The 12,842-nt window shown below is 69.0% G+C and carries 11 protein-coding genes and 2 pseudogenes; 5 read left to right on the top strand and 8 right to left on the bottom strand.

Going from position 1 to position 12,842, the window contains the following annotated elements; all coding sequences use genetic code 11:
- Position 1 precedes the first annotated feature (1 nt).
- Genes FSV73_RS24070 through lpdA form a run of 3 tightly spaced genes read left to right on the top strand, consistent with a single transcriptional unit; the run spans position 2 to position 3,745 of the window.
- Positions 2-1,060, top strand: coding sequence for an alpha-ketoacid dehydrogenase subunit beta (locus tag FSV73_RS24070; RefSeq protein WP_145012669.1), 1,059 nt, complete (start codon positions 2-4; stop codon positions 1,058-1,060).
- Position 1,061: 1 nt separating this feature from the next.
- Positions 1,062-2,360, top strand: a complete 1,299-nt coding sequence (locus FSV73_RS24065; RefSeq protein ID WP_145012665.1) for a dihydrolipoamide acetyltransferase family protein — start codon at positions 1,062-1,064, stop codon at positions 2,358-2,360.
- A 2-nt stretch (positions 2,361-2,362) separates the two neighbouring features.
- A complete protein-coding gene (lpdA, locus tag FSV73_RS24060; RefSeq protein ID WP_145012659.1) occupies positions 2,363-3,745 on the top strand; it encodes a dihydrolipoyl dehydrogenase in 1,383 nt (460 codons plus the stop codon).
- Between the two features lie 99 nt (positions 3,746-3,844).
- Here the strand turns inward: lpdA and FSV73_RS24055 are convergent, their stop codons facing one another.
- The 6 genes from FSV73_RS24055 to tyrS form a co-directional block, all read right to left on the bottom strand.
- Positions 3,845-4,231: an ester cyclase gene (locus tag FSV73_RS24055; RefSeq protein ID WP_145012656.1), complete on the bottom strand. Its 387-nt coding sequence runs from the start codon at positions 4,229-4,231 to the stop codon at positions 3,845-3,847.
- Positions 4,232-4,272: 41 nt separating this feature from the next.
- A complete protein-coding gene (locus FSV73_RS24050) occupies positions 4,273-5,058 on the bottom strand; it encodes an enoyl-CoA hydratase-related protein (protein ID WP_145012652.1) in 786 nt (261 codons plus the stop codon).
- Positions 5,059-5,072: 14 nt separating this feature from the next.
- The gene (locus FSV73_RS24045) at positions 5,073-6,257 is read right to left on the bottom strand and encodes an acetyl-CoA C-acyltransferase (RefSeq protein WP_145012648.1); all 1,185 of its coding nucleotides are present in this window, start codon (positions 6,255-6,257) and stop codon (positions 5,073-5,075) included.
- Between the two features lie 10 nt (positions 6,258-6,267).
- The gene (locus tag FSV73_RS24040) at positions 6,268-7,035 is read right to left on the bottom strand and encodes an SDR family NAD(P)-dependent oxidoreductase (RefSeq protein ID WP_145012645.1); all 768 of its coding nucleotides are present in this window, start codon (positions 7,033-7,035) and stop codon (positions 6,268-6,270) included.
- Between the two features lie 98 nt (positions 7,036-7,133).
- Positions 7,134-7,811, bottom strand: a complete 678-nt coding sequence (locus FSV73_RS24035; protein ID WP_145012641.1) for an SDR family oxidoreductase — start codon at positions 7,809-7,811, stop codon at positions 7,134-7,136.
- 11 nt (positions 7,812-7,822) lie between these two features.
- Positions 7,823-9,067, bottom strand: coding sequence for a tyrosine--tRNA ligase (gene tyrS, locus FSV73_RS24030; RefSeq protein WP_145012638.1), 1,245 nt, complete (start codon positions 9,065-9,067; stop codon positions 7,823-7,825).
- Positions 9,068-9,653: 586 nt separating this feature from the next.
- Here tyrS and FSV73_RS24025 point away from each other — a divergent pair.
- A complete protein-coding gene (locus FSV73_RS24025) occupies positions 9,654-10,826 on the top strand; it encodes a GAF domain-containing sensor histidine kinase (protein WP_145012634.1) in 1,173 nt (390 codons plus the stop codon).
- 5 nt (positions 10,827-10,831) lie between these two features.
- Positions 10,832-11,443, top strand: a complete 612-nt coding sequence (locus FSV73_RS24020; RefSeq protein WP_186309328.1) for a histidine phosphatase family protein — start codon at positions 10,832-10,834, stop codon at positions 11,441-11,443.
- Here FSV73_RS24020 and FSV73_RS26310 read toward each other — a convergent pair.
- Together FSV73_RS26310 and FSV73_RS26305 are read right to left on the bottom strand one after the other, a co-directional pair.
- Positions 11,440-11,877: pseudogene (locus FSV73_RS26310) on the bottom strand (methyl-accepting chemotaxis protein); the annotation flags it as partial. The gene FSV73_RS24020 and the pseudogene FSV73_RS26310 sit on opposite strands and share 4 nt — an antisense overlap.
- A gap of 105 nt (positions 11,878-11,982) precedes the next feature.
- Positions 11,983-12,753, bottom strand: a pseudogene (locus FSV73_RS26305) (PAS domain-containing protein); the annotation flags it as partial.
- Between the last annotated feature and the right edge of the window lie 89 nt (positions 12,754-12,842).

The following is a 12,842-nucleotide window of genomic DNA, read 5'->3' as shown; positions in this document are numbered from 1 at the left end:
CATGACCGTACAACAGGAAACCGACTTGCCGACCCAGGCCGGCAGCCGCAGCACCCTGACCATGATCCAGGCCATCCGCTCGGGGCTGGACGTGATGCTCGAACGCGATAGCAACGTGGTGGTGTTCGGCGAGGACGTCGGCTACTTCGGCGGCGTCTTTCGCTGCACCGAAGGGCTGCAGGCCAAGTACGGCGCCTCCCGGGTGTTCGATGCGCCCATCTCGGAAAACGGCATCGCCGGCGCCGCGGTGGGCATGGGCGCCTATGGCTTGCGACCGGTGGCGGAGATCCAGTTCGCCGACTACGTCTATCCGGCCATCGACCAGATCGTCTCCGAGGCGGCGCGGCTGCGCTATCGCTCGGTGGGCCAGTTCACCGCACCACTGGTGTTCCGCATGCCCTGCGGCGGCGGCATCTATGGCGGCCAGACCCACAGCCAGAGCCCCGAGGCCATGTTCACCCAGGTCTGCGGCCTGCGCACCGTGATGCCCTCCAATCCCTACGACGCCAAGGGCCTGCTGATCGCCTCCATCGAGAGCGACGACCCGGTGATCTTTCTCGAACCCAAGCGCCTCTACAACGGCCCCTTCGACGGCCATCACGACCGCCCGGTGACGCCCTGGTCGGGTCATCCGGCCAGCGCCGTGCCGGACGGCTATTACCGCGTCGAGCTGGAACGGGCCGCGGTGGTTCGCCCGGGCAAGCAGGTCACGGTGCTGACCTATGGCACCACCGTCTGGGTCGCCCTGGCGGCGGCCGCCGAGACCGGCATCGACGCCGAGGTGATCGATATCCGCAGCCTCTGGCCGCTGGACCTGCAGACCCTCACCGATTCGGTGAACAAGACCGGTCGCTGCCTGGTGGTTCACGAGGCCACCCGCACCTGCGGCTATGGCGCCGAGCTGGTGTCCCTGATGCAGGAGCACTGCTTCCATCGGCTGGAGGCCCCCATCGAGCGCGTCACCGGCTGGGATACCCCCTATCCGCACGCCCAGGAATGGGACTACTTCCCCGGTCCGACCCGGGTCGGCGCCGCGCTCAAGCGCGTGATGGAGGTCTGAGATGGGTACCCATGTCATCAAGATGCCCGACATCGGCGAAGGCATCGCCGAGGTGGAGCTGGTCAAGTGGTACGTGGCGGTGGGCGATGAGGTCAGCGAAGACCAGACCCTGGCCGACGTCATGACCGACAAGGCCATGGTGGAGATTCCCTCGCCGGTGGTGGGCCGGGTGGTGGCCCTGGGCGGTGAGCCCGGCCAGGTGCTGGCCGTCGGCGCCGAATTGATCCGCCTGGAGGTGGCTGGCGATGGTAATCAGCGGGAAGCCCGTCGCTTGGCACCGGCGGAGCCCAATCCCGAACCGGCTGCCAGGGCGGAAGCACCCAAGCCCGCGCCGGCACCGGCACCGGCACCGGCACCGCGACAGCCAGAGCCGGAGGTCCAGCGTGACGACGACCGACCAGCTTCCCGCCCCGCTCCCGGTAGCCCGCCGCTGGCCTCCCCGGCGGTGCGCCAGCACGCCTGGGACCTGGGTATCGAACTGAGATTCGTCACCGGCAGCGGCCAGGGCGGCCGTATCCTGCACGGCGATCTGGATGCCTATGTGCAGCAGCGTGACGCCGGTCTGCCGCCGGCCACGGGTGGTGGCGGGCTGGCCAAGCGCAGTGGCGAGGAACGCATTCCGCTGATCGGCCTGAGACGCAAGATCGCCGAGAAGATGCAGGCCGCCAAGCGCCACATTCCCCACTTCACCTATGTGGAAGAGGTGGATGTCACCGAGCTGGAAGCCTTGCGCGCCACCCTCAACCAGCGCTGGCAGGGGCGCCGCGCCCATCTCACCCTGCTGCCCTTCCTGGCACGGGCCCTGGTGGTGGCGGTGCGGGATTTCCCGCAGATGAATGCGCGCTTCGACGAGGAAAGCAGCACGGTAACGCGCTATGGCGCCGTGCACCTGGGCATCGCCACCCAGGGCGAGCAAGGCCTGGCGGTACCGGTGGTCAGGCACGCCGAAGCGCTGGATCTCTGGGGCTGCGCCCAGGAAGTGGCCCGGCTAGCCACCGCGGTGCGCAGCGGCAAGGCCGGTCGCGACGAACTCTCCGGTTCGACCCTGACCATCAGCAGCCTCGGTCCACTGGGCGGCATCGCTTCCACGCCCATCATCAACCACCCCGAGGTGGCCATCATCGGCGTCAATCGCATCGTCGAGCGCCCGGCCTTCCGCCATGGGCTGGTGGTGCCACGCAAGCTGATGAATCTCTCCGCCTCCTTCGACCACCGGCTGATCGATGGCCAGGACGCCGCCAGTTTCATCCAGGCCGTGCGCCAGCTGCTCGAACAACCCGCCACCCTCTTCCTGGAGTAGCCATGGACACCCGACTCCTCATCATCGGCGGCGGCCCCGGCGGTTACGTCGCCGCCCTGCGCGCCGCTCAGCTGGGCATCGCCACCACCTTGGTGGAGGGCGCCGCCCTGGGCGGTACCTGCCTCAACGTCGGCTGCATCCCCTCCAAGGCCATGATCCATGTCGCCGAGGAATACCATCGCGCCTGCGGGCGTGCCGACCAGGGCAGCCTGGGCATCCGCCATGGCCGCCCGGAACTGGACCTCGGCCAGGCCGTGGCCTGGAAGAACGGCATCGTCGATCGCCTCACCACCGGCGTCGCCGCCCTGCTGAAGAGGCAGGGGGTAACCGTCATCGAAGGCTGGGCCGAGATCCTCGACGGCAAGACCGTCGAGGTCCAGCGTCCGGGCGGCGAGCGGCTGCGCATCCGTACCGAGCATCTGCTGCTGGCCATGGGCTCCACCTCGGTGGAATTGCCCACCCTGCCCTTCGGCGGTCCGGTGATCTCGGCCACCGAAGCCCTGTCACCTATGGACATCCCCGAGCAGCTAGTGGTGGTGGGCGCCGGCTACATCGGCCTGGAGCTGGGCATCGCCTATCGCAAGCTGGGGGCCGAGGTCGCCGTGGTGGAGGCTCAGTCGCGGCTGCTGCCCGGCTACGACGCCGAACTGACGGCGCCGCTGCGCCAGCGCCTGGAACGCCTGGGCATCGAGCTGCACCTGGGCTGCACCGTCGCCGGGCTGGCCGCGAACGGCGCTGGCCTGCGGATGACCCGCGATGACGGCCAGGAGCAGATCCTGCCGGCCCAGCGTATCCTGGTGGCGGCCGGTCGCCGTCCCCGCACCGAAGGGCTGGAGCGCCTGCCGCTGGACTACGACGGCCGTTATATCCGCGTCGACGACGGCTGCCGCACCAGCATGACCGACGTCTGGGCCATCGGCGACCTCACCGGGGAGCCGCTGCTGGCGCACCGCGCCATGGCCCAGGGCGAGGTGGTGGCCGAGTTGATCGCCGGCAAGCGGCGGCGCTTCTCCCCGGTGGCGATTCCGGCGGTCTGCTACACCGATCCGGAAATCGTGGTGGTCGGCCTCACCCCCGAGCAGGCCAAGGCCCAGGCCCTGGAGATCAAGGTCGCCAGCTTCCCCTTCGCCGCCAACGGCCGCGCCCTCACCCTGGAGGCCCCGGAAGGCTTCGTGCGCGTCGTGGCCCGCGCCGACGACCATCGCATCCTCGGCTGGCAGGCCACCGGACAGCAGGTGGCGGAATTGGCCACGGCCTTTTCCCATAGCCTGGAGATGGGCATGCAACTGGAAGACGTGGCGGCCACCCTGCATCCCCACCCTACCCTGGGTGAGGCGGTGCAGGAAGCGGCGCTACGTGCCCTGGGTAGGGCGCTGCACCTGTGACGGACGGACCTGGCCTGGATCTCGACGAGATCCGGACCCCGCTTGCCGCTACAGCGATCGCTCGCGGTATGCCGGGCTAACGGGCCCACCCCCTCATCCTCACAGCTGCGCCGCTATCGTCGCCGTATCTATCACCGAGCGCACCTCGCGGATGAGTCCTTCTTCGAAGCGATAGAAGACATGCTCGCTGAAGCGGACGCGACGACCATTCACCGCCAAGCCGAACAACTCGCCCCGCGGATGGCAATCGAAGTCCAGCTGCGCCGCGAGCCACGGCCGCTCCACCACCAGTAGCCGCGCGACGAACCGCAGATCGGGAATGGCGGCATGATCGCCTTCGAGCATGGCCTGGTAGCCGGCCAGGCCAAGGGAGCGGCCGTTGTGCTCGACAGCCTCGTCGACATAGCGGCTCAGTTCAGTCCAGGCTTGGCGGTTGAGGCAATCGAGGTACGCTTGGTAACGCGCACGAAGTTCATCAGGGGACAAGTTTCGGCTCTCCTTGACGTGGCTTTAGGCGGGAATGGCCACTATCGATGCTCGAACTTGGCCGGACGCTTCTCGACGAAGGCGGTCATGCCTTCCTCCTGGTCGGCGCTGGCGAACAGCGAGTGGAACACCCGGCGCTCGAAGCGGATACCCTCGGCCAGGCTGGTTTCGAAGGCGCGGTTGACGCTTTCCTTGAGCAGCAGGGTCGCCGGCAGCGAACGGCTGGCGATGCCACGGGCGGCTTCCAGGGTGCGCTCCAGCAGTTCCGCAGCGGGAAACACCTGGGCGACCAGGCCGGCGCGTTCGGCGGCGGCGGCGTCCAGCTGGCGCCCGGTGAGGCACAGCTCCATGGCCTTGGCCTTGCCCAGGGCGCGGGTCAGGCGCTGGGTGCCGCCGATACCGGGGATGACTCCCAGGGTGATCTCCGGCAAGCCGAAGCGGGCGGTGTCCGCGGCATAGATGAAGTCGCACAGCAGCGCCAGTTCGCAGCCACCGCCCAGGGCATAGCCTGCGACGGCGGCGATCAGCGGCTTGCGCCGCTCGGCGATGCGGTCGGCGACGCGGAAGTAGTCGTCCAGGTAGATCTGCGGATAGCCCTGCCCGGCCATCTCCTTGATGTCCGCGCCGGCGGCGAAGGCCTTGGCCGAACCGGTGAGCACCACGCAACCGACCGCGGGATCGGCGTCGAGGCGCGCCAACAGGGCATCCAGGTCAGCGAGCAGCTGGGCATTGAGGGCGTTGAGCGCCTTGGGCCGGTTGAGGGTGATGAGGGCGACCCGGTCTTGAATGTCCAGCAGCAGGGTCGGTTCGGCAGCGGCTTCGCTCATGGTCTGTACCTTGTCTAGTCGTTGAGTTCCAGCGCCAGGGCCGTGGCCTCCCCGCCGCCGATGCAGATGGCCGCCACGCCCCGGCGCAGACCGCGCTGGCGCAGGGCATGGATCAGGGTCACCAGGATCCGGGCACCGGAGGCGCCGATGGGATGGCCCAGGGCACAGGCCCCACCGTGCACGTTCAGCCGCTGCGGGTCCAGCCCCAGGGCGTCCTGGGCGGCCAGGGCCACCACGGCGAAGGCCTCGTTGATCTCGAACAGGTCGACATCCTCCAGTTGCCAGTCGATGCGATCCAGCAGCCTGCGGATGGCGCCGATGGGCGCGGTGGGAAAGTCACCGGGCGCGCCGGCATGGGCGGCGTGGCCACGGATCGTCGCCAGCGGCGCCAGGCCCTCGTGCGCGGCGGTGCTGGCGCGCATCAGCAGCAAGGCCGCGGCGCCGTCGGAAATCGAGCTGGCGTTGGCCGCCGTCACGCTACCGCCTTCGCGAAAGGCCGGCTTGAGGGTAGGAATGCGGGCGGGATCGGCGCGCCGGGGTTGCTCGTCGCTGTCGATGTTCAGGGGTTCCCTGCGCCCCGCCACCGCGACCGGCACGATCTCGCTGGCGAAGGCCCCGCCGGCCTGAGCCTGGCGGGCCCGCTCCAGGGAGCCGAGCGCATAGGCATCCTGGCGCTCGCGGCCGATGCCCAGGCGCGCCGCGCAGTCCTCGGCGAAGGTACCCATCAGCCGGCCGGGCTCATAGGCGTCTTCCAGGCCGTCGAGGAACAGGCTGTCGATCAGGGCGCCATGGCCGAGGCGATAGCCGCTGCGCGCCTTCTCCAGCAGATAAGGCGCGCGGCTCATGCTCTCCATGCCGCCGGCCACCACCGCCTCGGCGCTGCCGGCACGCAGCAGGTCGTGACCGAGGATGACGGCCTGCATGCCGGAACCACACATCTTGTTCAGGGTGGTGCAGCGCGTGGTCTGGGCCAGACCCGCGCCGAGCGCCGCCTGGCGCGCGGGCGCCTGGCCGAGGCCGGCGGGCAGGACGCAACCGAGCAGCACCTCGTCGACCCGCTCCGGCGACCAGCTACCCCGCTCCAGCACCGCACGCAGCACAGCGCTGCCCAGCTGCGGCGCCGCCAGTGCGGCCAGATCGCCACCCAGGGCACCCATGGGAGTACGGGCGGCGGCGACGATGACAACCGGATCGATCATGGGACATCTCCTAGCGTGGCGCCATGCGCAGGGCGCCGTCGAGACGGATCACCTCGCCGTTGAGCATGGGATTCTCGATGATGTGGCGGACCAGCGCGGCGAATTCCTCGCCGCGACCGAGTCGTGGGGGGAAAGGCACGTTGGCGGCCAGGGCCTCGCGCACCTCGGGGGTCATGCCGGCCATCATGGGCGTCTCGAAGACCCCGGGCGCTATGGTCATGACCCGGATGCCCTGCCCCGCCAGTTCACGGGCGGCCGGCAGCGTGAGGGCAGCGACCCCGCCCTTGGACGCCGCGTAGGCGGCCTGGCCGATCTGGCCATCGAAGGCGGCGATAGACGCGGTATTGACGATCACCCCGCGCTCGCCACCCGCGTTGGCCTCGCCTCGCGCCATGGCCGCCGCGGCCAGGCGCAGGACGTTGAAGCTGCCCACCAGGTTGACGGTGACGATGCGGGCGAAGGCGGCCAGATCGTGGGGGCCGTTACGCCCGAGGATGCGGGCGCCCCCCACGATACCGGCGCAATTGATCGCCCCCTGCAGGCTGCCCCAGCGCTCCAGAATGCCGTCGATGGCGGCGCCCAGGGCGTCGGCGTCGGTGATATCCACCGGCAGTGCCAGCGCCTGGGCGCCAAGCCGCGCGGCCTGCGCCGCCACCGCATCCGCCTGCAGATCCAGCAGCGCCACCCGGGCGCCCGCCGCTACCAGAGCCTGGGCCGTGGCGGCACCGAGACCCGAGCCACCACCCGTGACCAGGAAGGTTTGATCGTCGATACGCATGGTCCGGCTCCCGAGGATGATGGCCGCATCTTCGGGGCGCGGCAGGGGTCGGACAAGGGCCAGAACGCTCAGCCGCCGTGAGCGATCCGGCCCCCCTCTCACCAGGGCAGCGGCTGACCCTGGTAGTCGAGAAAGGCACAGCCCGGCTGGCCGGCACGGGCCTCGATGGTCGCCAGCAGGCCGCTCACGCTTTCGCTCACCTCGAGCGCCGCCGCCGTTCCACCCAGCTCGGTACGCACCCAGCCCGGATGCAGCGCCAGCACCGCGAATTCGGGCTGCCGGCGGGCCGCCCAGCTCTGCAGCAGGCTGTTCAGCGCCGCCTTGCTGGCGCCATAGAGGGGCATCTCGGCGGCCCGCGCCAGGCTGACGCTGCCCATCTGCGAACTCAGGCAGGCGGCGACACCCGCGGTTGCCAGCTGCGCGGCGAGGGCGTCCAGCACCCGCAGCGGGGCCACGGCGTTGGTCAGGAACAGCTCGCCCAACTCGACCGCCGTCGCTTGCCCGCTCGCGTCCTCAAGCGGTCCCAGGATGCCGGCATTGACGATCAACCGGTCCAGCGGTTCACCGGGCAGCGCTCCCCCTAGACGCGCGCCCAGCTGCGGATCACAGAGATCCCCAATCACCACCCGCAGCCGTCCAGCGGCGCCCAGGGCCAGATCGTCCAGCGCCGCGCTGGGCTTGCGCACCACCGCCAGCACCTGTGCACCCCGCGCCAGGTAGCGCTCCACCAGTCCCAGGCCGATGCCGCGCGAGGCACCGATCACCCAAACATTCATGTCCTTCCTCCTCAGTCCACCAGCGCGAGGCGCACATGCCTCTTCTTGCCCAGGCTCACCCGCCGGCCGGCATCCGCCAGCGTCAGCTGGCCGTCGGGATCCACTACCAGCTCTTCGTCCAACCGCAGACCGCCCCCTTCCGCCAACCGCCGCACCGCACTGCGCGAGTGCTGCAGTCCACTGTCCACCAGGAGCTCGACGAGACTGACCCCCGCTACCAACCGGGCGCGGCTCACGGCGAGTTCCGGCAACTGGCCGCTGCCGTCGCGTTCGGCGAACACCTCGGCGGCGGCCGCCTCGGCTTCGCGCTGGGCGGCCTCGCCATGGGCCAGCCGGGTCGCCTCGTTGGCCAGTACCGTCTTGGCCAGATTGATTTCCGTCCCGCCCAGGGCGCCGAGCCGGCGCACCTCGTCCAGCGGCAGCTCGGTGAACAGCGCCAGGAAACGTTCGACGTCCGCATCGTCGCAATTGCGCCAGAACTGCCAGAAATCGAAGGCCGGCAGCCGCGCCTCGTTGAGCCAGACCGCGCCCTGGGCCGACTTGCCCATCTTGCGGCCGTCGCGGGTGGCCAGCAGCGGCATGGTCAGGCCATAGAGTTGCGGACCACCCTGGCGGCGCGAGAGCTCCACGCCATTGATGATGTTGGCCCATTGATCGGCACCGCCCAGTTGCAGGGTGCAGCCATAGCGCCGCGACAGTTCGACGAAGTCGTAGGCCTGCAGCAGGGTGTAGCCGAACTCCTCGAAGGACAGCGAATGCTCGCGGTCGAGGCGATTCCTGATGGCATCGAAGGTCAGCAGGCGATTGACGGAAAAGTGTCGGCCCACGGCGCCGAGGAAGTCCAGGTAGCCGAGGCCGTCGAGCCATTCGGCGTTGTCCACCACCTGGGCGCGGCCATGGTCGTCGCCCGCTTCCAGGTACCGCTGGAAGGCCTTGACGATGCCGGCCATGTTCAGGGCGATCTGGCCCTGGGTCAGTACCGGGCGGCTGCGGTCGCGAAAGCTCGGATCGCCGATGCGGGTGGTGGCGCCGCCGATCAGCAGCAGGATGGGATGGCCGGCGCGCTGCAGCCAGCGCATCAGCATCAGGCCTTGCAGATGGCCGACGTGCAGGCTGTCGGCGGTGGCGTCGAAACCGAGGTAACCGGTCACCGGCCCGGCGGCGAAGGCGCGCGCGAGACCGTCACGGTCGGTGGTCTGGTGGATGAAACCGCGGGCGTCGAGGGTGGCGAGCAGGTCTTGGGTGGTGCTGTCCATGGTGTCTCCTGTGGCTGGACGGTGCCCGGGAGACCAGGAGAAGTTGCCTTGACCGAGCCGCCCTGGGCGGTTCGGTCATGCAGCGCAGTCCCTACCACCTGATAGTCAGGTAGGGGTAATAGGCGCTGATGGGGCAGAGGAAGGTTCGCATGGGCATCACGCTACCGGGTCGCTTCGCGCCTGGCAACCGCACACCGCTCGCGCCGTCGCTTCGACCAGACGTCGCAGCTCCCCTGGCAAGCGCTGAACGAACGGCGACAGTGGCGTTCCGACAGCTGTCCCTTGTCGGCAGTCTAGAGACGCAGAGATGAATCCACCCGCTCCACCCCACGGGGTCCCTGGCGCCAACACGGCGTTTTCAGGTGTACCTGGCCACGGAAAAGCCCTTGCGTGAGAGGATGTCACTGATGAAAAGCATCACCCCGGCCAACCTGCTGCTGGTCCTGCTGTGCCTCACGGTGCTGGCCTATGCGACCGATCTGATCGGTTGACGCGCCTCCAGCCGGTCGCCAGGCGCAGCGCTGGAGTTGCCCTTCCGCGCCTCTTGGCCTAGCGTTCAAGCCGTGTCCATCGAAGAGCCCCACCCATGCCCAGCCATCCCTCCAGCGCCGTCGAAAGCATCGAACTGCTGGCGTCCCTGGAATCCGTCGCCGCACTCCTCAAGGTCGTCTGTGACGTCAGCGGCCTGAACGTCGCGACCGTCGCCGAGGTCACCGAGCAGCGCTGGGTCGCCTGCGCGGTGGAAGATCGCATCGCCTATGGCCTGCAGCCCGGCGTCGAGTTGGATCTCGAATCCACCCTCTGCAACCACGTGCGTTCGTCCCACGACTCGGTGGTCATCAGCGACGTCGAGCAGAATCCCACCTACTGCGACCACCCGGCACCGGGCCTCTATGGCTGGAAGAGCTATCTGTCGGTCCCGGTGTTCCGGCCCAATGGCACCTTCTTCGGCACCCTCTGCGCCTTCGACCGCCACGCCGCGCCCCGGCTGGAGCAACGGGCGATAGTCGATACCCTGGAAGGCTTCGCCCGGTTGCTGGGGGAGTTGATCGCCCGGGAAGAACAGCGGCGCGACGAGACCGCCGGTCCGCGCGGCGCCGTGGACCTGGCGACCCTGTGCGAGCAGCTGCTGGTCCTCTTCGAACAGGACTTGCAGCGCCCGCTGCAGGCCCTGGCGACCCAGACCGTCCACGCGGACGCGCAGGACGCGGGACGCTGGCAGACCGAGGCGCAGCGGCTGGCCCGCCGAAGCGCCGCGGCGGCCGACTTCGTTCGCGCGCGCCTGGGAGCAGGTCTGCCGCTGAAGAGAACGCTGGTGGCCGAGGTGAACGAGCGCCTCGCAGCCCTGCTGGAAACGCTGCAAGGGGAGTTTCCCGAGCACACCTTCCAGCACCAGCTGCCGCCGCTGCCGGCCGCGCTGCGCCTCGATTTGCCACGCCTGCTGCAGGCACTGCGCGCCGTCCTGGAACAGGCCGCCACGCACAGTGCGCCGGCTGGCCCCATCACCCTGCGCGGCCAGTTGGATGACCGGACCTACCAGCTGGAGGTGGAGAGCGGCGGCCCTGTGCTGGAGCCTGCCGACCTCACCCGGCTGTTCCAGCCGGCGCTGGCGCCCGCCACGGCGGGCCAGCCCCCGTCCCTCGCCCTCGGGCTCTACCTCGCCCAGGAGGTCGTCCGCGGTCATGGCGGTGCCCTGGTCGCACGCAGCGAGGACGGGCGCCAGCGCTTCCTCCTCACCCTTCCCACGGCCCTGGATTGATGCCTGTGCGGTTACCCCATCCCTTGCTGGTGATCCGTCACGGCGAAACCGACTGGAACGCCAGCGGCCGCCTGCAGGGTCGCCAGGACATCCCGCTGAACGCCCGCGGCCGAGCGCAAGGCGAGGCCCTGGGCCTCGCCTTGCGCGAGCGTTATGACATCACCACCCTCGCCTGTCTGAGCAGTCCGCTGCAGCGCGCGAGCGCTACCCTGGAGCTGATCCTGGCGCAATGTCCCGGCAGCCCGCGCACGCGCGGTACCGATTCCCGGCTGGCGGAGAAGGCCTTCGGCGACTGGGAGGGGCTGGACATGCCCACCATCGCCCAGCGCTACCCCGAGCAATACGCGCACCGCCTTCGCGAGCCCTTTACCTTTCGCGTGCCCAATGGCGAAAGCTACGCGGACGTCGCGGAGCGCGTGCGCCCGCTCCTGGAAGGGCTCGATGGCCCTACCCTGCTGGTCGGCCATGGCGCCCTGATCCGCAGTCTGCTGGTGGCCACCGGGCTGGCCAGCGCCGAGGAAGCCACCCGCCTGGTCATCCACCAGGGCCGCTGGCTGGAACTCACGACGCAGGGCTACCAGTGGTACAGCGCGGCGGGCTGGGGCGCCGAGCGCTAGCTCAGCCGCCGGGCGAACTGGCTGACCGCGCCCACCACTTGGCGGGCGCCGTCCTGGATCTCGGTGATACGGACGCCGGCGTCGCTGGCCAGCTGCAGTCCCTGTTCGGCCTGCTGCCGACTGGCCGCCATGTTGCTGACCGCCGTCTGTGCCAGCTGCTGATTCTGCTGCACCACCCCGACGATTTCTTCGGTGGCCTTGCTGGTGCGGCCGGCCAGTTGGCGGACCTCGTCCGCCACCACGGCGAAGCCACGCCCCTGCTCGCCCGCGCGGGCGGCCTCGATGGCCGCGTTGAGCGCCAGCAGATTGGTCTGCTCGGCGATGCCGCTGATGGTCTTGACGATGGCGCTGATCACCAGCGACTGCTTGCCGAGGTCCTCGATGCCGTTGGCGGCGACCTGGATCTCATCGGCGATGCGGGTCATCACCGCCACCGTGTCCTGCACCACCGCGGCGCCCTGGCGTGCGCTTTCATCGGTGGTCTGGGAGATGTCGAAGGCGACTCGAGCGGCCTCGGCCACGGCTAGTTCCTGCTCGACCTGCTCGGTGATGACGGTGGCGAACTTGATCACCTTGTAGAGTTCACCGCGGGTGTCGAGGACCGGGTTGTAGGAGGCCTCCAGCCAGACGGTGCGGCCGTGGCTATCGATCCGCTTGAAGCGGCCGGCCACGTAGTCACCCCGGTTCAATCGCTCCCAGAAGGCCCGATAGTCGACGGACTCGGCCTCTTCGCGGGTGCAGAACAGCCGATGGTGCTTACCGACGATCTGCGCCAGGGAATAGCCCATGCCCTGCAGGAATCTCTCGTTGGCGGTGAGCACCTCGCCGGCCAGGTTGAATTCGATGACCGCGGTGGATCTCAGCAGGGCATTGATGATGCCCGAATGCTCGGTGGAGGTTTCCACCTGCTCGGTACGGTCGTAGGCGTAGCAGCGGATCTGCCGGACCTGGCCCTGGGCGTCGCGCACCGGCGTCCAGATCGCATAGAGCCAGGCCACCCCGCCGGCCCCGCGCAACAGGCGATAGATGCCACTGATCTGACGCCCCTCGCTGAAACTGCGCTTGAGGTCCCGGTAGCACTCCAGGCACTTCACGTAGTCGGGAATGATGTCATCGACGCTTCGGCCAGTTAGGCTACCGAGGGCGTAACCCAGGCAGCGCGCGAAGTTTTCGTTGAATTCCTCGATTCGGCCCTGGGCGTCCAGTAGTAGGCAAAGGGCATCATTGCAGAACGCCGCGCGTAGCTGACGATGGTCGGCCAACTCGGCTTCGAGTTCGGCAATGCGGCGTTTGAGCGAAGAGTTGAACATGGGATCACCCAGGAAAGTTGTGTCTTCCTCTGGTTCGACGCGCCGCTGCTTTTCTTGACAAGGCCCCGATCAACGTGCGTGCGCGCGAA

The organism is Pseudomonas oryzihabitans (assembly GCF_007665395.1).
Classification (GTDB): Bacteria; Pseudomonadota; Gammaproteobacteria; order Pseudomonadales; family Pseudomonadaceae; genus Chryseomonas; species Chryseomonas psychrotolerans_C.
This window is presented reverse-complemented; position numbering and strand designations above follow the sequence as displayed.

Coding starts and splice junctions, on each gene's coding strand:
- FSV73_RS24070 (WP_145012669.1), top strand. CDS start 2: ATGACCGTACAACAGGAAACCGACTTGCCGACCCAGGCCGGCAGCCGC.
- FSV73_RS24065 (WP_145012665.1), top strand. CDS start 1,062: ATGGGTACCCATGTCATCAAGATGCCCGACATCGGCGAAGGCATCGCC.
- lpdA (WP_145012659.1), top strand. CDS start 2,363: ATGGACACCCGACTCCTCATCATCGGCGGCGGCCCCGGCGGTTACGTC.
- FSV73_RS24050 (WP_145012652.1), bottom strand. CDS start 5,058: ATGAGCGAAGCCGCTGCCGAACCGACCCTGCTGCTGGACATTCAAGAC.
- FSV73_RS24045 (WP_145012648.1), bottom strand. CDS start 6,257: ATGATCGATCCGGTTGTCATCGTCGCCGCCGCCCGTACTCCCATGGGT.
- FSV73_RS24040 (WP_145012645.1), bottom strand. CDS start 7,035: ATGCGTATCGACGATCAAACCTTCCTGGTCACGGGTGGTGGCTCGGGT.
- FSV73_RS24035 (WP_145012641.1), bottom strand. CDS start 7,811: ATGAATGTTTGGGTGATCGGTGCCTCGCGCGGCATCGGCCTGGGACTG.
- tyrS (WP_145012638.1), bottom strand. CDS start 9,067: ATGGACAGCACCACCCAAGACCTGCTCGCCACCCTCGACGCCCGCGGT.
- FSV73_RS24025 (WP_145012634.1), top strand. CDS start 9,654: ATGCCCAGCCATCCCTCCAGCGCCGTCGAAAGCATCGAACTGCTGGCG.